Consider the following 22,874-nt stretch of genomic DNA (forward strand, 5'->3'; position numbering starts at 1 on the left):
CGCCTTTGGCTGTTTTTGCCGGGCGCCCTGACGTTCAGGAGAAGTCCCTTGGCCACTGCTGCCCAAACCCACGATTATGCCATTGCCGACATCGGCCTGGCCGAATTCGGCCGCGCCGAAATCCGTATTGCCGAAACCGAAATGCCCGGCCTGATGGCGCTGCGCCAGGAATTCGGTGCATCCAAGCCGCTGAAGGGTGCGCGGATCACCGGATCGCTGCACATGACGATCCAGACCGCCGTGCTGATCGAAACGCTGGTGGCGCTGGGTGCCGAGGTCCGCTGGGCGACTTGCAACATCTTCTCCACCCAGGATCATGCCGCAGCCGCCATTGCGGCGGCGGGTATCCCGGTCTTTGCAATCAAGGGTGAAAGCCTGGCCGATTACTGGGACTATGTCGGCAGCATCTTCGATTGGGGTGATCAGACCGCCAACATGATCCTGGACGATGGCGGCGATGCCACCATGTTCGCGCTGTGGGGCGCCCGCGTCGAAGCGGGTGAAGACCTGTTCGAACCCAGCAATGCCGAGGAAATCGAATTCTGCCGCGCGCTGAAGAACTTCCTGAAGCGCAAGCCGGGCTACCTCACCATGTCGGTTGCCCACATCAAGGGCGTGTCGGAAGAAACCACCACTGGCGTCCACCGGCTTTACCAGATTGCCAAGGACGGCAAGCTGCCGTTCCCCGCGATCAACGTGAACGACAGCGTCACCAAGTCGAAGTTCGACAACCTCTATGGTTGCAAGGAATCGCTGGTTGACGCGATCCGCCGCGCGACCGACGTGATGCTGGCCGGCAAGGTGGCCTGCGTTGCCGGGTTCGGCGATGTCGGCAAGGGTTCGGCCGCTTCGCTGCGCCAGGGCGGCGCCCGCGTGATGGTCACCGAAATCGACCCGATCTGCGCGCTGCAGGCCGCCATGGAAGGCTATGAAGTTGTCACCATGGAAGAAGCCGTGAAGCGCTGCGACATCTTTGTCACCGCCACCGGCAACGAGGACGTGATCACCGCCGAGCACATGAAGGCGATGAAGCCGATGAGCATCGTCTGCAACATCGGCCACTTTGACAGCGAGATTCAGATCTCGGCGCTCGACAACTACAAGTGGACCGAAGTGAAGCCGGGCACCGACCTGGTGGAGTTCCCGGACGGCAAGCAGATCATCGTGCTGGCCAAGGGGCGGCTGGTGAACCTGGGCTGCGCCACCGGCCATCCCAGCTTCGTCATGTCGGCCAGCTTTACCAACCAGACGCTGGCGCAGATCGAACTGTTCACCAAGAGCGAGCAGTACAAGAACGAAGTCTATGTCCTGCCCAAGCACCTCGATGAAAAGGTCGCCGCGTTGCACCTGGAAAAGCTGGGGGTGCAGCTGACCAAGCTGAACGAGAAGCAGGCCAAGTACATCGGCGTTTCGCAGTCTGGCCCGTTCAAGCCGGATCACTACCGCTATTGATCGCCGCGTCCCGGCCACGCGCCGGGATGACGATATCGCGAGGGCTGCGCTTGCCATTGCGCGCCCTCGCGCATAGCTGGAAATCATGACACTGACCCCGACCGTGCTGGTGCTGATCGGGCTGCTGCTTTCGGCCTGGACCGTGGCGGCGGCCTGGGCCGTGCTGGCCGCGCGGGCCCGCGGAAAACGGGCCGAAAGCGGCCAGCGTCAAGCCCGGCGGCTGGCGCGGATGGTGGATGAAAGCCCCGCCATTCCCTTGCTGGTGCGCGCCGATGGCCGGATCGAGGCGCCGCAGCGGCTGGCCAACTGGCTGGGGCTGGAAGTGGTCCCGCAGTTCCTGACCGAGCTGGATGGCGGCCGGATCGATGGCGGTGGGGGCGGCCTGACCGATGAGCAGCTGCGCGAACTGAGCGAAGCCGTGCGGCGCTGTCAGCGCACCGCCAATCCGTTTCGCATGGTGATCACGCCGAAGGGTTCCAAGCGCAGCCTGGCCCTGCGCGGGCATTTGGCTGATCCCCAAATTTCGCCGGGTGGCGCGGCGATGGTCTGGGTGTTCGACTTTTCCGACAGCGAAAGCGAACTGGTCCAGCTGCGTGAGGAAGCGCGCCGCGCGCAGGACGATTTTGCCGCGCTGGTTGGGCTGATCGAAGCCGCGCCGATGCCGATGTGGTTTCGCGGCCCCGATGGTGATCTGCGGCTGGTCAATTCGGCTTACGTCGAGGCTGTGGCCGGCGACGACGCGCGGCAGGTCGTTGCGGACGGGGTGGAACTGGTCGAGAATGTCGATGGCCTGTCCGCCAAGCAGATCGCGCTGCAAGCCGCGGGCAAGAACTTGCCGATCGAGAGGATCGTGGCAGCCACGATCAAGGGTGAGCGGCGGTCGCTGCGCGTATCCGACCTGCCGCTGGGGCAGGAAGGCATCGCCGGATATGCCAACGACATCGAGGATATGGAGCAACTCGGCCGTGATTTCCGGGCCTTCCGCGATGCCCAGCGCTCGATGCTTGATCAGCTCTCGGCCGGGGTTGCACAGTTCGATGCGCGCCGCCAGCTGACCTTTGCCAACCAGCCGTTCCTGCGAATCTTTGGGCTCAAGCCCGCTGTTTTGGTAGACCCTTCGCCATTCGAGCGCCTGCTTGATCTGGCCCGCGATGGCGGCCGTGTGCCCGAAGCGCGTGACTTCCCGGCCTGGCGGCGGGAAAGAGCCGGATGGTTCCAGGCCAGCGTGGCGCAGGAAGAGGCCTGGACTCTGGCCGATGGCACGCACCTGCGCGTCGTTGCCCAGCCGCTGCCGGACGGCGGCCTGCTGCTGATTGCCGAAGACCGGACTGAACAGCTGCGCCTCTCAGCCAATCGCGATACCCTGCTCCGCACCCGCACGGCGACCTTTGACAGCCTGTTTGAGTCGATCGCGGTCTTCGCGCCAGATGGCAAGCTGCAACTGTGGAACCGGCGGTTCGCGGCGGATTGGGGGCTCGATGATCGTCTGCTTGATGGCCACCCACGGATCGACGCCTTGCTTGAACGGATCGCTGCCCGTCTGAAGAAGCCAGAGCGGGCGAAGACGGTGGGCGATGTTGTTCGCGCCGCCACGCTGGATCGCCGCCAGACCGGTGGGCGTGTTGTGCTGGCTGATGGGCGCACGCTGGAATTCGCCGGGGTGCCGCTGCCCGATGGCAATGGCCTGCTGACCGTGCTTGACATCACCGACAGCCAGAAGGCCGAGGAAGCGCTGAAGCAGCGCGCTGCTGCGTTGGAAGAAGCCGATGCGCTGAAGACCCGCTTCCTCGCCAATATGAGCTATGAATTCCGCACGCCGCTAACCTCGATCGGTGGCTTCGCGGAATTGCTTGAAACGGGCCTGGGTGGCGAGCTTTCGCCGCAGGGGCATGAGTATGTCGCCGCGATCCTCGCTTCGGTCGAGCGGCTGGGCGAACAGATCGAATCGGTGCTTGATCTGTCGCAGAGCGAGGCTGGCCTGCTGCCGCTGGTCCGCGAAGAAGTGGAACTTTACCCGCTGGTCACCCGCCTGGTTGAGGACCGCGCCAAGCGTATCCGCGAGGCCGGGCTGACACTGGACCTGCGCGGGGACAAGGGCGTCGGCCGGATTACCGGTGATAGCCGGCGGCTGGCGCGGGCGATTGGCCATGTTCTGGAAAATGCCCTGGCGGCTACCCCCAATGGCGGGCGGGTGCTGGTTGAACTGTCCGGCCGCAAGGGGCGCGCTCGGATTGTCATTTCCGATAATGGACCTGGGATGGATGCTGCCACGTTGGCCCGTGCGCTTGAAGGCATCAAGCTTTCCGCCGATGGCACAGTGGTCGCGCGGCGTCAGGGGCTGGGCTTGCCGCTGGCGCGGCGGTTGGTTGAGGCGCATGGCGGGACATTGGAACTGTTGTCAGAGCCGGGGCATGGCACCGCGGCAATCATCGACTTGCCGTGAGGATTGCGTTGCCGGATATGGCCGCGACCGCGGCACTGGGTGCGCGGATCGCCGCCGTGCTCCAGCCCGGCGATGTCGTGGCGCTGTCAGGTGGTCTGGGGGCCGGCAAGACCACGCTGGCTCGGGCGATCATCGCCGCACTGGGCCATCACGGCGAGGTGCCGTCGCCCAGCTTTGCGATTATCGAGACGTACGATACGCCCGCCGTCCGCTTGCCACTGGTTCATGCCGATTTCTATCGGTTGGACCGGCCCGAGGAGGCCGAAGAGATCGGGTTGGACGATTACCGCGAAGGTGCCGCGCTGATCGCCGAATGGCCCGAACACGCCGGGGGCTTTGCCCATGAGCCAGGCTGCCTTTCGATCACTATCGAAACTGCGGAAACGGACCGGTCGGCAATTGTCGAGCCGGGGGCGAATTGGCTAGGGCGTCCGGGATGGACGTGAAACTTCCCGAGGGACTCGAAGCATTTCTGGCCGCTGCCGGCTGGGGTGATGCGGTGATCGAACCGCTGGCGGGCGATGCTTCGTTCCGCCGCTATTTCCGCCTTCGCCTGGGCGAGCAGAGCGCGATGCTGATGGATGCGCCGCCGCCGACCGAGGATCCCGCGCCGTTCCTGCGGGCGGCAAAGTGGCTCGATGCCAATGGCCTGCGCGCGCCGCGTATCCTGGCTGAAGATGCGCCCCGTGGGCTGGTGCTGCTTGAGGATTTCGGCGAAGTTCGGGTGCGCGAATATCTGGATCAGTGGCCCGCTGATGAGGCGGAGGTCTATCGGGCCGCGATTGACGCGCTGGTGGAACTGCGCCGCCTTCCGCCGGGGCCGTTCCTTGATTATTCGCTGGCCGAGTATCAGCGCGAGGCCAAGCTGTTCGTTGACTGGTACTGCTCGGCGCGCGGTCTTGATGTCGATGCGGCCAGCTATTCTGCGGCCTGGGAAGAGGTCCTCAGCCCGATGCTGCCGCGCCAGCGCCCCGGTGTGGTGGTGCTGCGCGATTACCACGCCGAAAACATCATGCTGCTGGGGTCCCTGGGCGATCAGGGTCTGCTCGATTTTCAGGACGCGCTGGTTGGCCATCCGGCCTATGACCTGGTCTCGTTGTTGCAGGATGCCCGCCGCGACGTTGCGCCCGAGCTTGAGGCGCAGATGCTTGATTACTATCTCAGCAAGACCGGTGCAGGCGCTGATTTTACGGCAGACTATGCCCGCCTGGGGGCGCAGCGGAATGCCAAGATAGTCGGCATTTTCGTCCGCCTGTGGAAGCGCGATGGCAAGCCGCGCTACCTCGATTACATCCCCCGCGTCTGGGCCTTACTTGAGCGGGACCTCGCTCATCCGGCACTCGCACCCGTGGCCCGCTGGTTTGATGCCAACGTGCCGGCCGGACTGCGCGAAGCGGGCGGGGGCAGCTGGCAGCCGTGAGCAACCTACCCGGCACCGCGATGATCATGGCCGCGGGCAAGGGCACGCGGATGATGCCGCTTACCGCCACCCGGCCCAAGCCGCTGGTGGCGGTGGCGGGTACGACGCTGCTTGATCACGTGTTGGACCTGCTGGCCAATGCCGGGGTCGGACGGATTGTCGCCAATGTCCACTACCTGCCGGAGCAGATCGAGGCGCACCTGGCCGGTGAAGACCGTTTCCAGATTGCGATTTCGGACGAGCGCGAACTGCTGCGAGATACCGGGGGCGGCCTGGTGCAGGCGCTGCCGCTGATCCTGGATGATCCGTTCTTCTGCATCAATGCCGATAACTGGTTTACCTGGCGCGGTGCCAATCCGCTGGTTCGGCTGGCCGAAGCCTGGGACCCGGCCAAGATGGACGTGCTGATGCTGGTTGTTCCGCACGCGCGCGCCCACAACACCAAGGGCATCGGGGATTTCGATCTGGGCGATGACGGCCGGCTTTCGCGCGAAGGGCCGAAGCGGCCGCGCGGCCATGACTGGACCGGGGTGCAGCTGCTGTCCAAGCACATGATCGTCGATCCGCCCGAGGACGTATTCTCCACCAACGTATTCTGGGACCGCGCCATTGCCGCCGGGCGCTGCTTTGGGCTGGTGCATGAGGGCGAATGGTTCGATGTCGGCTATCCCGAAGCCATCGGACTGACCGAGGCCGCGCTGGCCAGCGCCCAGACCGCCGATGGCTGAGCCGGCCGGGCCCAACGTCTATTCCATCGCCGCGCACCGCGGGTTTGCCGATGCACTGGTGGCGGGGCTGATCCCGCGTTACGCCGAGCCGGAGCTTGGTCTGGCCCGGCTTACCCTGCTGCTCCCCAGTCGCCGCGCCGAGCGGATCGTAACCGAAGCTTTCGTTCGGCTGTCCGGTGGCGGTCTGCTGCTGCCGCGCATGGCGGTGGTGGGCGACCTCGATCTGGATGAAACGCTGGGGCCGCTGCTCGATCCGCTGGGAGCGGGCTCTGCAGTCCCACCCGCAGCGGATCCAGTGCGGCGCTGGCTGCGGCTGGCCGAACTGCTTCGCGCGGAGCTGGGCAAGGAGACACCCAAGGCCCCCGGCCTGCTGCGCCTTGCCTTTGAGACGGCGCGGACAATGGACCGGCTGGCGATCGAGGGGATCGAGCTGGGCGATCTGCTGCAGGAACGCGTGGCTGGGATCGTTGGCGATCTGGCCATGCACTGGCAGGATTCGACCCGCAACTTTGCCCGGGTCCAGGCGCACTGGCTGGCCGAGCTGGCCGCCCGGGGTGAAGTGGATCCCCCGGTGCGGCGGAACCTGCTGTTCGACCATGCGGCAAGGCGCTGGCGCGAAGTGCCCCCGAATCAGCCAGTGGTTGCCGCCGGGATCACCAGTGCCTCGCCAGCACTGGCGCGGCTGCTGCGGACGATTGCTGACCTGCCGAACGGCGCGGTGATCCTACCGGACCTGGACCTATCGCTCGATCAGGACATTTGGGACGGGCTGGGCTCTGCAGGCATTCCCGGCGAAGCAGGTGGTCCGCCTTTTGGCGAGCGCGATACGCTGACCCACCCGCAGTATCACCTCAAGCTGCTGCTCAACCGGATGGGGGTGAACCGCGCGGAGGTTGATCCCTGGCACCGCGCCGGCCTTGCCGCCGCGCCGCCGGAGCGGAGCCGGGCGATCTCCAACCTGTTCCTGCCGCCCGAGGGCAGCGCGCGCTGGGTCGATCTGAGGGCAGAGCAGCGCCGCCTTTCGGGTGTGCGATTGATGGAAAGCGCGCATCCGGGCGAGGAAGCGCAGGCGATCGCAATCTTGATCCGCGAAGCGCTGGATCAGCCGGAAAAGCGCGTGGCGCTGGTCACGCCCGATCGCGGGCTTGCAGGCCGGGTTGTGGCTCATCTGCGGCGCTGGAACATCGTCGCCGACGATACGGCCGGACAGCCATTGCCGCAGACCACGGCCGGGCGCGTCTTGCTGCTGCTGGCCGAACTGGCCGCCAGCGAAGCTTCGCCGGTGCCGCTGCTGGCCTTGCTTGTCCATCCGCTGGTCGGCGCTGGGGAAGGGCGCGCCGCCTGGCTGGAAAATGCCCGTGCGCTGGACCTGGAACTGCGCGGCCCGCGGCCCAAGCCGGGCCTCGTCCCGGTTGAGGCAGCCGTGGACCGGCTCGCCAAGCGCGGGAAGGGTGAAGACATTGCCGGCTGGTGGCAGGGCCTTGCCGCGGTGCTGGCGCCCGTCTTTGCCTTGCCGGAAGATGCCGCTTTGGCAGAGGCGCTGGACGTGCTGGCCGCGGCGGGCGAGGCGCTGTGCGGCGCCCGGCTGTGGGGTGAAGCCGATGGCCGCGCGCTGGCAGGGTGGCTTGAGGAACTGCGCGATGCCAGTGCGGCGATTGGCACGCGCCTTGGCCGGGCCGACCTGACGCAGGTGCTGCGCGATGCGATGGACCGCGTGCCAGTGCGTCCGCCGTGGGGCGGCCATCCCCGCGTGGCGGTCTATGGCTTGCTGGAAGCGCGGATGAGTCGCGCTGACCTGGTGATCTGCGCGGGACTGACCGAGGGCTCTTGGCCGGCCAGTCCTTCGCCTGAACCGCTGTTGCCGCCGGCCGTGCTGCGCGCCCTGGGTGTCCCATCGGGCGAGTTCCGGATTGGCCTGGCGGCGCATGACCTGGCCGGGGCACTGGGCGCGCCCGAGGTGGTGCTAAGCTGGGCCCAGCGCGACGAGGGTGGGCCGGTGATCCCCAGCCGCTTTGTCTTGCGGGTGGAGGCCATGTTGGGCGACCTGGCCGCGGCGCATCGGGAACGCCGTGCGGTTGAGCTGGCGCGGACCATCGATCATGCGGCTTTGCTGCCACCCTATCCGCAGCCCCAGCCGATGCCGACTGCGGCGCAGCGCGATGTCGCACTGGCGGTGACTGCGGTCGACCGGCTGCGCGGCGATCCCTACCAGTTCTATGCCCAGGCGATCCTGCGGCTGCGTTCGCTCGACGGGCTTGATGCCGATCCCAGCGCCGCCTGGCAGGGCACGGTGGTCCACAATGTGATGGAACGCTGGCACAAGGCCGGGGGGCGGGCGGGCGAGCTGCTGGCGCTGGCCTCTGAAGAGCTGGCCGAGATGCAGGCTCATCCGGTCACGCGCAGCCTGTGGTGGCCGCGGCTGGAACGGGCGTTGCAATGGATCGACGCCAAGATCGCCCGCGATGCCGGCGAGGGGCGCAAGGTGCTCGCGAGTGAGATCAAGGGCCATTTCCAGCTGGCGGGCGTGACGATCAAGGGCCGTGCCGACCGGATCGACCGGGGTGCCGATGGCGCGCTGATCGTGGTCGATTACAAGACCGGCAAGGCGCCGACCGGTAAGCAGGTGCAAGATGGCTTTGCCCTTCAGCTCGGCACGCTGGGGCTGATGGCCGCAGCCAATGGCTTCGAAGGCATTGTCGGTACGCCGAACGGTTTTGAATACTGGTCCTTCGCCAAAAGCGAAGAGAGCGAAACAGGGTTTGGGTGTTATTCCGAACCAGTGCTGGAGCCTCCCAAGAGGAGCGGTATCCCGCGCGACAAGTTCCTTAGCGAAACCGAGCGTTATCTGCGCGAAGCGATCGATAAGTGGATCAAGGGCAGCGCCCCCTTTACCGCCCGGCTGAACCCCGACCTGCCGGGTTATAACGATTATGACCAACTGATGCGGCTGGATGAATGGCAGGCTCGCGGGGAGCAGGAGGCATGAGCAAGGTCTACCCTCTGACCCATGAGCAGCGGCCGGCGGTCGAACCGTCCGAAGTGGTCTGGCTTTCGGCCTCGGCCGGGACGGGCAAGACCCAGGTGCTTTCCGCCCGCGTGCTGCGGCTGTTGCTGGAAGAGGGCGTGCGGCCCGATCAGATCCTCTGCCTGACCTTCACCAAGGCCGGGGCCACCGAAATGGCCGCGCGCATCAACGAGGTGCTGGCGCGCTGGGTGCGGCTTGATAACACGGCGCTGGCCAAGGATTTGCTGGCGATTGGAGCCGATCACGGGCCCGAAACCGTTGCCCGCGCCCGCAAGCTTTTCGCCGCAGTACTCGATTGTCCCGGTGGTGGACTCAGGATCGATACGATCCATGCTTTCGCGCAATGGCTGCTTGCGGCCTTTCCGAACGAGGCCGGACTGCTCCCCGGCGCCAAGGCGATGGAAGACCGCGACCGCGACCTGCTGCTGCGCGAAGTGCTGGCTGAATTGCTGTTGACGACCGAACGCACGAATGACGTGGCCACGCTCGATGCGTTGGCAAGACTGTCGGTGCGGATGGGGGCGGACAAGGTTCCCGCCTGGCTGCTGCGCTGCGCCGCGGCCCATGAAGCCTGGGAAGGCTCGGCCGGCTGGCAACCGCCAATGCGCGACGGGGTGCTGCGCCTGCTGGACCTGCCAATCGACGCGGGGCCGGACGATCTGCTCGATCTGTGCAGCGACGGGGTGTTCGATACCGACGCGCTGCAATGTTGTCTTGCGGCGTACAGCGCCTGGACCGCACCGACTGGAGCCAAGGTTTCAGCACTGATCCGGGATTGGCTAGAGAGCGGCCCGGCAGAGCGGCTTGCTGGGTTAGAGACCCTGCATAAGGAACTGTTCGGCCAAAAAGGGCAGGTCAAGAATACCAAGTCGCTGATCAAGTTCGAAGACGGGATCGAAGCAGCTGGACTTGCCGTTATGGCCAGCAGTCTTGCCGTTCAGCAACGCCGCGCGCTGCTCGATTTGGTCGATTTCCTTGTCCCCGCGCTGGAAGTGGGGCGTAAATTTGCGCTTGCCTGGGGCGAGGCGAAGGCGCGCGCGGGCTACATCGATTTCGATGATCAGATCCGCCAGGCCGCGCAATTGCTGACCCGCAGCGAGCTGTCGGAATGGATCCGGTATAAGCTGGACCGGCAGTTCGATCACATCCTGGTCGATGAAGCGCAGGATACCAATGCCGCGCAGTGGCAGATCATCGGCGCGCTGACCGACGAGTTCTTTGCCGGCAAGGGCGCGCGGGATGACAAACTGCGCACCCTGTTCGTGGTCGGCGATTACAAGCAGGCGATCTTCCGCTTCCAGGGCACCAGCCCGGAAAACTTCGCCAAGGCCAAGGCGCGTGTGGCCGACATGATGCGCGATGCCGCAGCCAACCTTGCCGAACAGCGCGGCGGTGGTGCGGCGCGAGAGCTGCGCGATCTTGACCTTGGCCAGAGTTTCCGCACCGCACGGCCGATCCTTGAATTCGTTGACAAGGCGATCGATCAGATTGGGTACGAAGGGCTTGGCCTGTCTTCCTGTCCAGCCGAACATAAGGGCGAGAATCGCCCCGGTCGCGTAACACTGTGGGGCGTAATCGGCAGCAAGAACGGCGATGCCGATGAGCGCGACGAAGGCGGCGGCGATCCCGGTGAAGCGGCTGACGAAGGGTCCGAAGGCTGGCTTTCGCGCGGAGACCGCCGCATGGCCGACAAGATCGCCCAGCAGGTTCGTGTCTGGCTCGATCAAGGCTTTCCGCTGGTCAAAGGCGAGGCCGCTGGTCAGGCCCGCCGTGCCACGGCCGGCGACGTCATGGTGCTGGTGCGTAAACGCAAGGAGCTGGCGGGCCTGATCGTCGCCCGGCTTCACGCGGCGGGCGTGGCAGTAGCCGGGGTTGACCGGCTACGCCTCGCCACTCCGCTGGCAGTTCGGGACCTGATGGCGGCGCTGCGTTTTGCCGTTCAGCCACACGATGATCTGAACCTGGCTTGCCTGTTGGTATCGCCCTTGCTGGGGTGGAGCCAGGATGACCTGCTGCGCTGGGGCTGGCGGCCCGAAGGGGTGGGGCTTTACGAGCACCTGCGCAAGTCACGCGGGACGCCAGAGGTTGACCGGGCCTGGCACCAACTGGGCGAATTGCTGCGGATTGCCGACTATGAACCGCCACGCACCTTGCTGCACTGGATCCTGACTGGGCCATGGCAGGGCCGCAAGCGGCTGGTCGCGCGGCTGGGCACAGAGGCCAACGATCCCATCGACGAATTGCTCAACGCGGCAGGGGTCTATGCTGCCAGTTCCGTCCCCAGTCTGACCGGCTTCATCCGATGGTTCGATGCGGGGACGACCGAGTTGAAGCGTGAGGCTGGAAAGAGCCGTGACGAAGTGCGGGTGATGACCGTCCATGGTTCAAAGGGCTTGCAGGCGCCGATCGTAATTCTGGCTGACGCAGCGGATAATCCAACGCGCGGCAGGGGCAGCCCGGTTGAGTTGCAGGACCCGCTCAGTGGCAAGTTGATCCCGCTTCCTGGTCTGCCCAAAAGCCAGCAGTTGGGCCGGATTGCCGAGGTGGTGGAAGCGAACACCAAGGCCGAGATGGAGGAGCACTGGCGGCTGCTCTACGTTGCGATGACGCGCGCCGAGGAAGCTCTGTTCATCGGTGGTGCGTTGACTGCAACCGAGCAGCAGCCCCACGATGAAAGCTGGTACGCGCGGCTGGCTGCGCTCTTCGCCGCTGACGAGTGGCTTGAAGACCCGCACTGGGGCCGGACTGCAACCTATGGTCAGTGTCCCGCGGTTACGGCGCCGGCCCGGGTTGGGCTTGGCGGCGAATTGCCGCTGCTACCCGCCTGGCTGGAACGCCCGGTTGCCGCAGAGCCGCGTCCGCCGCGTCCGCTTTCTCCTTCAGCACTGGGTGAGGACCTGGCGACTGACCCGCCATTTCCACCAGGAGCAGGGCAGGCAGCCGCGCGCGGGGTTCTGCTGCACAAGCTGCTTGAGCGCCTGCCTGAATTGCCTCAGGCCGAGCGCAAGGCCGCTGCCGAGGCCTGGCTTGTACGCAACGGCGGCGATTTTACCGCGCCGGACCGGGCGGAAATGGTCCGCTCGGCATTGTCGGTGCTTGATGAGGCGGCCTGGGCGGACCTGTTCGCGCCGGGCGCACTGGCCGAAGTGCCGATTGCGGCCACTGTTGGCGGACAGGTGGTGGTCGGCACGATTGACCGGATGGTGGTGCTGCCCGACCGGATCCGGCTGGTCGATTTCAAGACCGCGCGGCGCCCTCCGGAAAGCCTTGATACCGTGCCGGTTTCGATCCTGCGCCAGATGGCGGCCTACGCCGCCGCGCTCGAAGCGGCCTATCCGGGGCGCGCGGTGGAAGCTGCGCTGCTTTACACCCAGGTCCCGCGCTTGATCGCGCTGCCCGATGATCTGCTGGCGGTGCACAAGCAGGCATTGCGAGGGGATGAGGAAAGCTTTTGATCCGCAGCGATTGCCGAAGCGATCCGGCGACCCTAGATAAACCAGCAACACATTCAGGAGATTCCCCATGGCCACCAAAGCCGTTACCGATGCTAGTTTCGCCGCCGATGTGCTGCAGTCCGACAAGCCCGTGCTGGTCGATTTCTGGGCAGACTGGTGCGGCCCGTGCAAGATGATCGCCCCGGCGCTCGAGGAAATCAGCGAAGAGCTGGCTGACCAGGTGACCATCGCCAAGGTGGACATCATGGAGAACACCGACACTGCCGCCCAGTTCGGCGTACAGTCGATCCCGCTGATGATCCTGTTCAAGGATGGCCAGCCGGTTGCCCAGAAGCTGGGTGCCGCGCCCAAGGGCCAGCTCAAGGGCTGGCTGGAAAGCGTCCTCTAAAGCGCCTGCATCCGCGTCGCCAGTTCGTCCCACAGGGCCGGGCTGGCAGCGCCGATCAGGCTAGGGCGCAGGTGCTCGTCCACCCGGTAGGGCTGGCCATCGGGCCGTGCTACCTTGCCCCCGGCTTCGTTGAGCAGCAGCACGCCTGCCGCGTGATCCCAGGCCAGTGTGCGTTCAAAGATCGTGATGTCATTTTCGCCCAGCACGATGCGGGGATACTGCTCTGCGGCGCAGCGCGGGATATCCACCAGCGTGTAATGCGGGGCGATATGCGTTTTCAGCGCCTCGCGCCGCGCCGGATCGGCAAAGACCAGTGAAATGGCCGCAACCGGCGGGGTCTGGCCACTGGCACGGGCGCTAATCCGTTCGCCATCGATAAAGGCACCCTGGCCTTTGTGAGCCGTACAGAGCCGGCCGCGCAGCGGATCATAGATCCAGCCGCCAATCGTTTCTCCGGCTTCGGCCAGGGCAACCATGATCCCGAAGGGCGGCTTACCGCTGGCGAAGTTGTTGGTCCCGTCGATCGGATCGATGATCCAGCACAGCGCATCACCCAGCCGGTCCATCAGCGCAGGATTCGCCTCGCAGGCTTCCTCGCCCACGATGGCCGCTTCGGGCAGGATTGCAGCCAGCCCTTCGGCCAGGATCACCTCGGCCTCGCGGTCGGCGACGGTGACCAGCTCCCCAGCCGACTTGTCGATCACTTCGTGGGCTTCAAGCTGCTGGTAGCGCGGCATGACAGCGCGGGCCGAAGCGTCCTTGATGACGGCGAGAACGGCGGCATCAAGGGTCTGGGTCATGAACGATAATCCGCGTTGATCGAGATGTAGCCGTGGGTCAGATCACAGGTCCAGACCGTGGCACGGCCTCCGCCCATGCCCAGATCGACCTCGATTGAGATGTCCTGCCCCTTGAGGTGTGCGGCAACCGGCGCCTCGTCATAATCGGCGAGCGGCTGGCCCTCACGTGCGGCCCAGGTGCCGCCAAAGCCGATTGAGAGGCGGTCGCGGTCCGCCGGTTCGCCGGCCTTGCCCACGGCCATGACCACGCGGCCCCAATTGGCATCTTCGCCGGCAATGGCGGTCTTCACCAGCGGCGAATTGGCAATCGCCAGCCCGACCTTGCGGGCGCTGGTATCGCTCACCGCGCCGCTGACGGTCAAGGCGATGAACTTCTGCGCGCCTTCGCCATCGCGGACGACGAGATGGGCCATCTGCCGGCAGACGTCTTCGAGCGCGGCGGCAAAGGCATCGGCCCCGACGCTGTCAAACGAGGTGAGCGGCGCATTGCCCGCAGCGCCGGTGGCAAAAGCCAGGACCGTGTCGCTGGTCGAGGTGTCGCTATCGACCGTGATGCACGAGAATGTGCGCTGGTTGGCGGCGGAGAGCAGTTCTTGCAGGAAAGCGGGTGCCACGGCGGCGTCGGTGAACACATAGCCCAGCATGGTTGCCATATCGGGCGCGATCATGCCGCTGCCCTTGATGATGGCGCCCAGCGTGACCGTGCGGCCATCGATCACGGCCTGGGCCATGGCGCCCTTGGCAAAGGTATCGGTAGTGCCGATCGTATTGGCGGCGGCCTGCCAATCGCAGGGCTCGGCCATCAGTGCAGCCTCGATCCCGGCCTTGGCCTTGTCCTTGGGCAAGGGCACGCCGATCACTCCGGTGGAGGAAACGAAGACCTGTTCCTGCGGGCAGCCAAGGTGCTGGCTGACCTGCGCCATGATCGCTTCCACCGCTTCGCGCCCGCGATAGCCGGTAAAGGCGTTCGAATTGCCGGCATTGACCACCAGCGCCCGCGCGCGGCCGTGGGCGACGTTTTGTCGGCCCAGTTCGACTTCGGAAGAGCAGCAGACATTGCGGGTGAACACACCGGCCACGGCGGTGCCTTCGGCCAGCTCGATAAAGGTCAGGTCGCAGCGGCCCCAGTCCTTGTAACCGGCACGCGCGACGCGCGGGGTGACCCCGGCAATCGCGGGGATCGCGGGGAAGGGGCGGGCAAGGGGCGAAACGGGGTGGGCCATGGGCGGTCCTTATGGCGCGATAGCGAAAGGAGCAAGGCAGTCGCGGTTTTGCTTGCCAAGGCCTGCGGCGCGTCTATCACAAAGGCATGACTTTATTAGCCAATCTCCTCATGCTTCAGGCCGCCGCCGCGCCACTTACTGCTCCGCCGCCGGCGGTGGAGACTATAGTGTTGCCGCGCGATGCAGCTGATCCGCGCGGACCGATGCCGCTCGGCAACCCTGCCGCCTGGGTAACGACCTTGGACTACCCTGCCGCGGCCATGCGAGCGAACGAGCAAGGCGCAACCGGATTCTCGCTTCGTGTAGACAAAGAGGGGCGCGTTTCGGAGTGCACGATCAAGGCATCCAGCGGCTCTGCCAGTCTGGATGAAGCAACCTGCTCGCTGGTCACACGTCGGGCTCGGTTCCGCCCTGCGGTCGACGCGGAAGGCCGACCCAAAGACGGGGAGTATGCAAACCGGGTGCGCTGGGTGCTCCCGTTGGGTAGCGGACCTGAACCTGGAATGGTGAAGATCGGATACAGCGTGGCAGAGAGCGGTGAAGTTTCCGGCTGCAAGGTGACGATGGAAGGTGCCGCCGCCTCACAGGCCGGTCGAATGACCAATGTCTGTGTCGACGGCCGGAGGATGAAACCCTATACCGACAAAAATGGTCAGCCTGTTGCCAGAAAAGTCACCATAACAACCACGGTCACGGTCGAATAGCGCGTCAATCCTGCGGGCGGGTGGCCAGGGCATAAAGCGCAATCGCTGCGGCGTTCGAAACGTTGAGGCTCTCCACCGCGCCGGACATCGGAAGGCGGGCAATCGCATCGCAGTGCTGCATGATGTTGTGGCGCATGCCTTCGCCTTCCGCACCCAGTACCAGGGCGATCGGGCCGACGGGGAGGGCCTCGGCCAGGGTGGCCTTGCCTTCGCCGTCCAGGCCGATGCGCCAATAGCCTGCCTCGGCCATTTCCTCGAGCGCGCGGGCCAGGTTGACCACCCGGATCCACGGCACGACTTCCAGCGCGCCCGAAGCGCTTTTGGCCAGGGTGCCGCTCTCGGGCGGGGCATGGCGATCCTGCGTGACAATTGCGGCCGCATTGAAGGCCGCAGCTGAGCGCATGATGGCGCCGACATTGTGCGGATCGGTAACCTGATCGAGCACCACCAGCGGACGGGCCGGGTCGCTGCTCAGTACCTCATCAAGGAAGACATCCTCCAGCGCATCGCAATCGAGCACCAGCCCTTGATGCGGCGCATCGCGCGCGACCAGCCGGGCCAGGTCAGCCGGCTGGGCATATTCGACCGGGAAATCGGCGGGCAGTTCGCCATCAAGCGAGGCAATGCCTTCGCGGGTTGCCCAAAGCTTGCGGTGGTTGCGATCCGGGTTCTTGAGTGCGGCTTCGACCGCGTGGCGGCCCCACAGCCGCACCGCCCCGGCACTGGCCCGGCCCGAACCGCGCCCGCCCTGCATGCGGCCCGCGCGGCCACGCAGGGCGCGGCTGGGCTTGGTGTCACGATTGCGGCTCATGTGGCGAATCCCCTGTCTGTTGGTGGCTCACTAGGGGATGGTGGTGGACAGGGCTAGATTCGAACTAGCGTACGCTTGCGCGGGCAGATTTACAGTCTGCTGCCTTTAACCACTCGGCCACCTGTCCACACCAATTGCCGGTGCCGGGTTTCCCCGGAATGTGGCCCCCGAGGGGACCGTCCGGCCGAGAGAGCGCGCCTTTGGACAAGGTGGAGCGTGCTGTCAATGGGCCAATCGACTTGTCGTGTGCCTTCCTGCCCGATAGGAAGCCCCGCCATGAAGGAAATCACCCCTGTGATCTCGGCCACGGGCCTCTACACCCCGCCCGAGACGATCTCGAATGAAGAGCTGGTTGTCAGCTTCAACGCCTATGTGGAACTCCACAATTCCCGCAACGCGGCAGCCATTGCAGCGGGGGAAGTGCAGGAACTGCAGCCCAGTTCCGCGGAGTTCATCGAAAAGGCCAGCGGCATCAAGTCGCGCCATGTGTTGAGCAAGGCGTCCACGCTCGATCCCGAATGCATGGGGCCGCGCTGGCCGGAGCGCTCGAACGACGAAATTTCGATCATGGCTGAGATCGGTGTGAAGGCGGCGCTGGATGCACTGCAGTCGATCGGCCGTGATCCCAAGGATGTGGACGCCGTGCTTTGCGCTGCATCGAACATGCAGCGGCCCTATCCGGCCATGGCGATCGAAATCCAGCAGGCGCTGGGGATCGAAGGCTTTGCTTTTGATATGAATGTGGCCTGTTCTTCGGCCACCTTTGGCATCCAGACCGCGGCCGACTTCATCCGCGCCGGCAATGCCCGCTCGGTCTTGGTGGTTAGCCCGGAAATCTGCACCGGTCACAACAACATGAAGAACCGCGACAGTCACTTCATCTTCGGTGACGTGGCGACCGCCGTGCTGGTCGAGGCTAAGGATATTGCCCCCGCGCGGCATTGGGAAATTGTCGGAACCCGTCTGAAAACGGTGTTTTCTAACAATATCCGTAACAATTTTGGCTTCCTGAATTTTGCCACACCGGAAACCATCGGCACGCCGGACAAGTTGTTTGTCCAGGAAGGGCGCAAGGTGTTCAAGGAAGTGGTGCCGATGGTCGCAACCATGATCGTCGAACATGCCGGTGACTTGGGAATCGATCCGACTTCACTGCGCCGGCTGTGGCTGCATCAGGCCAATTCGGGGATGAACCGACTGATTTCGCAGCGCGTGCTGGGGCATGAAGCGGACGAGGATGAAAGCCCGACCGTGCTCGACACCTATGGCAATACCTCGAGCGCAGGCTCGATCATTGCCTTCCATCTTCACAACAGCGATCTGACGGCGGGCGATACCGCGCTGATCTGTTCCTTCGGCGCAGGCTATTCTGCTGGCACCGTCTTCGTGCGCAAGGTAGCCTGATCCATGGCCAATGAGATTCTCGACAACCGCGGGCGGGGTGAAGCCACCTGGCAATGGCCGCGCATCCACCCCGAAGCGCACAAGTTTGCAGCGATTGCCGGGGTTGCCAGTGCCGCCGCCGCGTTCTTTGCCTGGGAAACGCTGGCCTGGCCGCTGGGCTTCCTGGTGCTGGGGATCTGCGCCTTCTTCCGCGATCCGGTTCGCGTCACGCCGCAGGACGATCGCTTTATCGTTGCCCCGGCCGATGGCCTGGTCACGCTGATCCAGCAGGTTGAGCCGCCGCGCGAGCTGGTGATGGACGATGGCAGCGGCACCCGCGGCCTGGCGCCCGGTCCGGTGACCCGGATCTCGATCTTCATGTCGGTGTTCGATGTCCACATCAACCGCGCCCCGATTGGCGGTACGGTGCGCCGGGTGGTCTATATGCCGGGCAAGTTCATGAACGCCGATCTCGACAAGGCGAGCGAAGAGAACGAGCGCCAGCACATCCTGATCGAGCGCGGCGATGGGGTGGCGATTGGCTTTACCCAGATTGCCGGTCTGATCGCGCGGCGAATCGTGCCTTTCGTCAAACCGGGTGACATGCTTGCTGCCGGCCAGCGCGTTGGCCTGATCCGCTTTGGCAGCCGGGTTGACGTTTACCTGCCCGCCGGGACGGAGCCGCGGGTGCTGATGGGCCAGAAAATCGTGGCCGGGGAAACCGTGCTGGCCGAAATCGGACAGGTGCCTTTGATTGAGGGCATCAGCCAGTGACCGATCCCATGCTGCGCGGGGGACTGACATTGCGGGCCATGGTGCCCAATGCGATCACCGCCGCCGCGCTTTGCATGGGGCTGACCGGGATCCGCTTTGCCATCACTGGTGAGTGGGAGAAGTCGATCCTGGCGATCGTGGTTGCCGGGGTGCTGGACGGCATCGATGGCCGGATTGCCCGCCTGCTCAAGGCGCAATCGCGGTTCGGGGCAGAGCTGGATAGCCTAGCCGACAATGTTTCGTTCGGGGTGGCGCCGGCGCTGGTGCTGTTCCTGTGGTCGCTGCAAGACCTGCCGCGGCTGGGTTGGTTCGCGGCGCTGGCCTTTGCGATCGGTTGTGCGCTGCGGCTGGCCCGGTTCAATGCCCGGATCGATATGGCGGATGAGCCGCGCAAGGCGGCCGGCTTCCTGACCGGCGTTCCCGCCCCGCTGGGGGCCGGGCTGGCCTTCCTGCCGATGTATCTCTGGATTGCGACGGGTAGTGAAGAACTGCGCAACCCGCTGCTGGTTGGTGGCTGGCTGGTTTTTGTCGGCTTCCTGCTGATCTCTGCCTTGCCAACATTGACCTGGGGGCGCTTGCGCCCGCGCCGTTCGGTCCGCCTCGAAGTCCTGGCCTTGTTCGGCCTGGTAGGCGCGGCCTTGTTGACCGAGCCATGGTGGACCCTGGTGGCGTTCTGCGTGGTTTACCTGGCGCTGCTGCCGGTGGGCATGGCGATCTATACCCGGGTTACGCGGCAGCGCGCAGCGGCTGCTGATAGGCCGGAACAGCCTTAGGCTTGATCGGCAGGGCGATAACCTGCCCGCCGGGCTTCGCGCCATACTGCACAATCTGGAAACGCACTTCGCGGGTCAGCGGGCAATCGCGCCGGTCCTGCCGGGCGGTCATCGCTGCCTGCCCGTAACGCTGCCAGGTGGAGGCAATCGCACCCGAAGAGAGTGCCAGAACGGTAAGGGCCAGGATCAGAACCGCGGTCATCGTGTCGTTCCTTCGTTTCAGGCCTGGCCCGCAAGACATGGATTGCCCTGTGGACAGCTTGTTGATAAGTCATCCACCTGAACAGCGACTGCCAGCTGGTGAGTCGCAATGTTCCTGTTTTGTTCCATCCTGTCAAGCGGGTTTTTTGCGCCTGATGGCGTGGCTTCGTGCTTTTGGGCTGGATTCTGCGGAATACAGGCACTAAGGGCGGCTCCGCTTGATCCAGGGATTCCCTCTGGTGACAGCGAATCCACATGGAAAGCACACATACCGGTTCCGCAGCGGGAGCTCCGCACGGTCCCAGCTTTCCAGAGGCAGTAAACCGGAAAGGAATTACCTATGGCGGCTCCCGTCGTCACCATGCAGCAATTGATCGAAGCCGGTGCCCACTTCGGCCACCAGACCCACCGCTGGAACCCGCGGATGAAGCCGTACATCTTCGGCGCCCGCAACGGCATCCACATCCTGGACCTGTCGCAGACCGTTCCGCTGATGGCCCGTGCGCTCGACTTCATCTCGGCCACTGTCCAGGCTGGCGGCAAGGTGCTGTTCGTCGGCACCAAGCGCCAGGCGCAGGAACCGATCGCCCAGGCTGCCCGCGCTTCGGGCCAGCACTATGTCAACCACCGCTGGCTGGGCGGCATGCTCACCAACTGGAAGACCATCTCGGGCTCGATCAAGCGCTTTAAGGCGCTGGAAGAGCAGCTCTCGGGTGACACGGCTGGTCTGACCAAGAAGGAAGTCCTTCAGCTGACGCGTGAGCGTGACAAGTTCGAACTGTCGCTGGGCGGTATCCGTGACATGGGCGGCATCCCGGACGTGATGTTCGTGATCGACGCCAACAAGGAAGAACTGGCGATCAAGGAAGCCAACGTCCTGGGTATCCCGGTCGTCGCGATCCTCGATTCGAACGTTTCGCCTGATGGCATCGCCTTCCCGATCCCGGCGAACGACGATGCCAGCCGCGCTATCCGCCTTTACTGCGAAGCCGTTGCCGCTGCTGCCACCAAGGGCCGCCGCGAAGGCGTCGCGAATTCGGGCGTCGATATCGGTGCGATGGAAGAAGCCCCGGTTGAAGAAGCCGTGGTTGAAGTCGCCGCTGAAGAAGCTTCGACCGAAGCCTGAGCCCTTCCGGGACAGCTTCAGTCACAAACCTGTAGCGTGCCGGGGCCAATGGTCCCGGCCGCCAGTTCCATTCAAGAAGGACCAGTTCAATGGCTTACACCGCCACTGACGTGAAGAACCTGCGCGAGCGCACCGGCGCCGGCATGATGGATTGCAAGAAGGCGCTCGACGACACCAATGGCGACATGGAAGCCGCCGTTGACCTGCTGCGCGCCAAGGGCCTTGCCGCGGTTGCCAAGAAGTCCAGCCGCACCGCCGCTGAAGGCCTGGTTGGCGTGGCTGTTGCCGGCACCAAGGGTGTGGCCGTAGAGGTCAACTCGGAAACCGACTTCGTCGCCAAGAACGACCAGTTCCAGGACTTTGTGCGCAAGACCACCGAAGCGGCGCTGGGCCTCGGTTCGGATGACGTTGAAGCGCTGAAGGCTGCTGCCTATCCGGGCGGCGGCACCGTGGCTGACACGCTGACCAACAACGTTGCGACCATCGGCGAGAACCAGCAGGTTCGCCGCATGAAGACCGTCTCGGTCAGCAACGGCCTGGTCGTGCCTTACATGCACAATGCTGCCGCGCCGATGCTCGGCAAGATCGGCGTGCTCGTTGCGCTCGAATCGGATGCCGGTGCCGACGTTCTGGAGCCGCTGGGCAAGCAGATCGCCATGCACATCGCGGCGGCCTTCCCGCAGGCGCTCGATGCTGATGGCCTTGATGCCGACATGATTGCGCGCGAGCGCAAGATTGCAGCCGAAAAGGCTGCTGAGAGCGGCAAGCCGGCTGAAGTGCAGGCCAAGATGGTCGATGGCGCGGTTGCCAAGTTCGCCAAGGACAACGCGCTGCTCAGCCAGCTGTTCGTCATGGATAACAAGACCCCGGTTGCCCAGGTGGTTGAGCAGGCTGGTAAGGCCGCCGGCACCAAGATCGTGCTGAAGGACTATGTTCGCTTCCAGCTCGGCGAAGGCATCGAAAAGGAAGTCAGCGACTTCGCGGCCGAAGTGGCCGCTGCTGCTGGCCTGAACTAAGGCTTGCTGCCGGGCTGGTCCCGGACACGAACAGAGAGGGCTCGCCGCAAGGCGGGCCCTTTTTGTTTGTGCGCAGTTGACGCGAGCCGACTGGGCAAGCCATCAATGTCTCAAACAGGATCAGGGAGAATTCGATGCAAACCCGCCGCCTTGGCAAATCGGCTATTACCGTCACCGATATCTGCATGGGGACAATGACCTTCGGCAGCCAGACGGACGAGGCTGCTGCCCACCGCATCCTGGACAAGTGCTTTGATTTCGGGATCAATTTTTATGACACGGCCGAGGGCTATCCGGTGCCGCCCGATCCCAAGTGGGTGGGGCGCACCGAAGAGATCGTGGGCCGCTGGATGAAGACCAAGCCGCGCGATGCGATCATTATGGCGACCAAGGTTTCCGGCCCCAGCCATGTCTGGTTCAAAAGCCCCAAGCGGTCGGGCATGACGGCGCTGGATCGCCGCAACATCATCACTGCGGTCGAGGAAAGCCTGCGCAAGCTGCAGACCGATTACATCGATCTTTACCAGACCCACTGGCCCGATCACGACACGCCCTATGATGAAACGATGGAAGTGCTCGACGAGCTGGTTCGCGAGGGGAAAGTACGGATTAGCGGTTGCTCGAACGAAACTTCGTGGGGCCTGATGAAGTCGATCGCCACGGCCGAACGGCTTGGCACGGCGCGTTACCAGACGATCCAGAACAATTTCAGCCTCAACAACCGCCGGTTCGAGGATGAGCTGGCTCAGGTCTGTCGCAAGGAAGGGGTCAGCCTGATCCCTTATTCGCCGATTGCCGGTGGGGTGCTGAGCGGAAAGTATCAGGCCGGTGCACGCCCCGATGGCGCGCGCTTCTCAAGCTATCTGGGGATGGAAGGCCGCCAGCAGGTGATGGCCAAGCGCTTCGTGAATGAGCGTTCGCTGGCCTCGACCGAGCGATTCATGGCGATTGCGGCGGAAGCCGGGATGAGCCCGACCACCATGGCTGTCGCCTGGTCCAAACAGCACGACTTTGTGGCCTCGACCATTGTTGGCGTAACGCGCGAGGATCAACTTGATGACATCTTTGCTGCCGGCGATCTGATCCTGTCGGACGATGTGATGAAAGCGATCGACAAAGTGTCGAAGGAGATCCGCTATCCGATGGGCTGAG

General features: G+C 64.7%; 19 protein-coding genes and 1 tRNA gene. 15 read left to right on the forward strand and 5 right to left on the reverse strand.

From position 1 onward, the window contains the following. Nucleotides 1-48 precede the first annotated feature (48 nt). The 8 genes from ahcY (at nt 49) to trxA (ending at nt 12,911) form a co-directional block, all read left to right on the forward strand. On the forward strand, nt 49-1,452 hold the full coding sequence (gene ahcY, locus RQP55_RS05400) for an adenosylhomocysteinase (RefSeq protein ID WP_315609164.1): 1,404 nt from the start codon (nt 49-51) through the stop codon (nt 1,450-1,452). An 85-nt stretch (nt 1,453-1,537) separates the two neighbouring features. Then, nucleotides 1,538-3,895 carry a PAS-domain containing protein gene (locus RQP55_RS05405; protein WP_315609165.1) on the forward strand — a complete coding sequence of 786 codons (2,358 nt, stop codon included), beginning with the start codon at nt 1,538-1,540 and terminating at the stop codon, nt 3,893-3,895. A gap of 17 nt (nt 3,896-3,912) precedes the next feature. Then, nucleotides 3,913-4,341: a tRNA (adenosine(37)-N6)-threonylcarbamoyltransferase complex ATPase subunit type 1 TsaE gene (tsaE, locus tag RQP55_RS05410; RefSeq protein ID WP_315609166.1), complete on the forward strand. Its 429-nt coding sequence runs from the start codon at nt 3,913-3,915 to the stop codon at nt 4,339-4,341. Further along, entirely contained in the window at nt 4,332-5,315 is a 984-nt protein-coding gene (locus RQP55_RS05415) for an aminoglycoside phosphotransferase family protein (RefSeq protein WP_315609167.1), read from the forward strand. Before tsaE ends, RQP55_RS05415 begins: the two co-directional genes overlap by 10 nt. Nucleotides 5,316-5,335: 20 nt before the next feature. Then, on the forward strand, nt 5,336-6,043 hold the full coding sequence (locus RQP55_RS05420; RefSeq protein ID WP_315609297.1) for a nucleotidyltransferase family protein: 708 nt from the start codon (nt 5,336-5,338) through the stop codon (nt 6,041-6,043). Further along, on the forward strand, nt 6,036-9,029 hold the full coding sequence (gene addB / locus RQP55_RS05425) for a double-strand break repair protein AddB (protein WP_315609168.1): 2,994 nt from the start codon (nt 6,036-6,038) through the stop codon (nt 9,027-9,029). Before RQP55_RS05420 ends, addB begins: the two co-directional genes overlap by 8 nt. Beyond that, complete coding sequence (gene addA / locus RQP55_RS05430) at nt 9,026-12,523, forward strand: double-strand break repair helicase AddA (protein ID WP_315609169.1); 3,498 nt, start codon at nt 9,026-9,028, stop codon at nt 12,521-12,523. Before addB ends, addA begins: the two co-directional genes overlap by 4 nt. 67 nt (nt 12,524-12,590) lie before the next feature. Next, nucleotides 12,591-12,911: a thioredoxin gene (gene trxA, locus RQP55_RS05435; RefSeq protein WP_315609170.1), complete on the forward strand. Its 321-nt coding sequence runs from the start codon at nt 12,591-12,593 to the stop codon at nt 12,909-12,911. On the opposite strand, the gene RQP55_RS05440 is transcribed toward trxA, so the two are convergent. Both RQP55_RS05440 and argJ read right to left on the reverse strand, forming a co-directional pair. Continuing rightward, the gene (locus RQP55_RS05440; protein WP_315609171.1) at nt 12,908-13,711 is read right to left on the reverse strand and encodes an inositol monophosphatase family protein; all 804 of its coding nucleotides are present in this window, start codon (nt 13,709-13,711) and stop codon (nt 12,908-12,910) included. The genes trxA and RQP55_RS05440 overlap by 4 nt on opposite strands. Further along, the gene (argJ, locus tag RQP55_RS05445) at nt 13,708-14,934 is read right to left on the reverse strand and encodes a bifunctional glutamate N-acetyltransferase/amino-acid acetyltransferase ArgJ (protein ID WP_315609172.1); all 1,227 of its coding nucleotides are present in this window, start codon (nt 14,932-14,934) and stop codon (nt 13,708-13,710) included. Before argJ ends, RQP55_RS05440 begins: the two co-directional genes overlap by 4 nt. A gap of 86 nt (nt 14,935-15,020) precedes the next feature. Here argJ and RQP55_RS05450 point away from each other — a divergent pair, with 86 nt between their 5' ends. Then, on the forward strand, nt 15,021-15,638 hold the full coding sequence (locus tag RQP55_RS05450) for an energy transducer TonB (protein WP_315609173.1): 618 nt from the start codon (nt 15,021-15,023) through the stop codon (nt 15,636-15,638). A 4-nt stretch (nt 15,639-15,642) separates the two neighbouring features. Here the strand turns inward: RQP55_RS05450 and rlmB are convergent, their stop codons facing one another. Both rlmB and RQP55_RS05460 read right to left on the reverse strand, forming a co-directional pair. Then, nucleotides 15,643-16,449 (reverse strand): 23S rRNA (guanosine(2251)-2'-O)-methyltransferase RlmB, encoded by an 807-nt coding sequence (gene rlmB, locus RQP55_RS05455; RefSeq protein ID WP_315609174.1) that lies wholly within the window; start codon nt 16,447-16,449, stop codon nt 15,643-15,645. Between the two features lie 41 nt (nt 16,450-16,490). Then, nucleotides 16,491-16,576, reverse strand: a tRNA-Tyr gene (locus RQP55_RS05460). 149 nt (nt 16,577-16,725) lie between these two features. Here RQP55_RS05460 and RQP55_RS05465 point away from each other — a divergent pair. The 3 genes from RQP55_RS05465 to RQP55_RS05475 are packed head-to-tail and all read left to right on the forward strand — an operon-like array spanning nt 16,726 to nt 19,379. Beyond that, a complete protein-coding gene (locus RQP55_RS05465) occupies nt 16,726-17,853 on the forward strand; it encodes a beta-ketoacyl-ACP synthase III (protein WP_315609175.1) in 1,128 nt (375 codons plus the stop codon). Between the two features lie 3 nt (nt 17,854-17,856). Beyond that, a complete protein-coding gene (locus tag RQP55_RS05470; protein ID WP_315609176.1) occupies nt 17,857-18,606 on the forward strand; it encodes a phosphatidylserine decarboxylase in 750 nt (249 codons plus the stop codon). A gap of 8 nt (nt 18,607-18,614) precedes the next feature. Further along, the gene (locus RQP55_RS05475) at nt 18,615-19,379 is read left to right on the forward strand and encodes a phosphatidylcholine/phosphatidylserine synthase (protein WP_315609298.1); all 765 of its coding nucleotides are present in this window, start codon (nt 18,615-18,617) and stop codon (nt 19,377-19,379) included. On the opposite strand, the gene RQP55_RS05480 is transcribed toward RQP55_RS05475, so the two are convergent. Further along, nucleotides 19,333-19,581 carry a hypothetical protein gene (locus tag RQP55_RS05480; RefSeq protein WP_315609177.1) on the reverse strand — a complete coding sequence of 83 codons (249 nt, stop codon included), beginning with the start codon at nt 19,579-19,581 and terminating at the stop codon, nt 19,333-19,335. The two genes, RQP55_RS05475 and RQP55_RS05480, sit on opposite strands and share 47 nt — an antisense overlap. A gap of 339 nt (nt 19,582-19,920) precedes the next feature. On the opposite strand from RQP55_RS05480, the gene rpsB reads away from it, so the two are divergent. From rpsB to RQP55_RS05495, 3 genes are all read left to right on the forward strand, one after another. Next, nucleotides 19,921-20,706 carry a 30S ribosomal protein S2 gene (gene rpsB / locus RQP55_RS05485; RefSeq protein WP_315609178.1) on the forward strand — a complete coding sequence of 262 codons (786 nt, stop codon included), beginning with the start codon at nt 19,921-19,923 and terminating at the stop codon, nt 20,704-20,706. A gap of 89 nt (nt 20,707-20,795) precedes the next feature. Beyond that, complete coding sequence (tsf, locus tag RQP55_RS05490; RefSeq protein ID WP_315609179.1) at nt 20,796-21,722, forward strand: translation elongation factor Ts; 927 nt, start codon at nt 20,796-20,798, stop codon at nt 21,720-21,722. Nucleotides 21,723-21,856: 134 nt separating this feature from the next. Next, a complete protein-coding gene (locus RQP55_RS05495; protein WP_315609180.1) occupies nt 21,857-22,873 on the forward strand; it encodes an aldo/keto reductase in 1,017 nt (338 codons plus the stop codon). Nucleotide 22,874: the final 1 nt, after the last annotated feature.

This window comes from Novosphingobium sp. APW14 (assembly GCF_032337075.1).
Classification (GTDB): domain Bacteria; phylum Pseudomonadota; class Alphaproteobacteria; order Sphingomonadales; family Sphingomonadaceae; genus Novosphingobium.

Bases quoted from the DNA above. Each gene is read 5' to 3' on its own strand.
- RQP55_RS05405 (WP_315609165.1), top strand. From the start codon at position 1,538: ATGACACTGACCCCGACCGTGCTGGTGCTGATCGGGCTGCTGCTTTCG.
- tsaE (WP_315609166.1), top strand. From the start codon at position 3,913: ATGGCCGCGACCGCGGCACTGGGTGCGCGGATCGCCGCCGTGCTCCAG.
- RQP55_RS05415 (WP_315609167.1), top strand. From the start codon at position 4,332: ATGGACGTGAAACTTCCCGAGGGACTCGAAGCATTTCTGGCCGCTGCC.
- RQP55_RS05420 (WP_315609297.1), top strand. From the start codon at position 5,336: ATGATCATGGCCGCGGGCAAGGGCACGCGGATGATGCCGCTTACCGCC.
- addB (WP_315609168.1), top strand. From the start codon at position 6,036: ATGGCTGAGCCGGCCGGGCCCAACGTCTATTCCATCGCCGCGCACCGC.
- addA (WP_315609169.1), top strand. From the start codon at position 9,026: ATGAGCAAGGTCTACCCTCTGACCCATGAGCAGCGGCCGGCGGTCGAA.
- trxA (WP_315609170.1), top strand. From the start codon at position 12,591: ATGGCCACCAAAGCCGTTACCGATGCTAGTTTCGCCGCCGATGTGCTG.
- RQP55_RS05440 (WP_315609171.1), bottom strand. From the start codon at position 13,711: ATGACCCAGACCCTTGATGCCGCCGTTCTCGCCGTCATCAAGGACGCT.
- argJ (WP_315609172.1), bottom strand. From the start codon at position 14,934: ATGGCCCACCCCGTTTCGCCCCTTGCCCGCCCCTTCCCCGCGATCCCC.
- RQP55_RS05450 (WP_315609173.1), top strand. From the start codon at position 15,021: ATGACTTTATTAGCCAATCTCCTCATGCTTCAGGCCGCCGCCGCGCCA.
- rlmB (WP_315609174.1), bottom strand. From the start codon at position 16,449: ATGAGCCGCAATCGTGACACCAAGCCCAGCCGCGCCCTGCGTGGCCGC.
- RQP55_RS05465 (WP_315609175.1), top strand. From the start codon at position 16,726: ATGAAGGAAATCACCCCTGTGATCTCGGCCACGGGCCTCTACACCCCG.
- RQP55_RS05470 (WP_315609176.1), top strand. From the start codon at position 17,857: ATGGCCAATGAGATTCTCGACAACCGCGGGCGGGGTGAAGCCACCTGG.
- RQP55_RS05475 (WP_315609298.1), top strand. From the start codon at position 18,615: ATGCTGCGCGGGGGACTGACATTGCGGGCCATGGTGCCCAATGCGATC.
- RQP55_RS05480 (WP_315609177.1), bottom strand. From the start codon at position 19,581: ATGACCGCGGTTCTGATCCTGGCCCTTACCGTTCTGGCACTCTCTTCG.
- rpsB (WP_315609178.1), top strand. From the start codon at position 19,921: ATGGCGGCTCCCGTCGTCACCATGCAGCAATTGATCGAAGCCGGTGCC.
- tsf (WP_315609179.1), top strand. From the start codon at position 20,796: ATGGCTTACACCGCCACTGACGTGAAGAACCTGCGCGAGCGCACCGGC.
- RQP55_RS05495 (WP_315609180.1), top strand. From the start codon at position 21,857: ATGCAAACCCGCCGCCTTGGCAAATCGGCTATTACCGTCACCGATATC.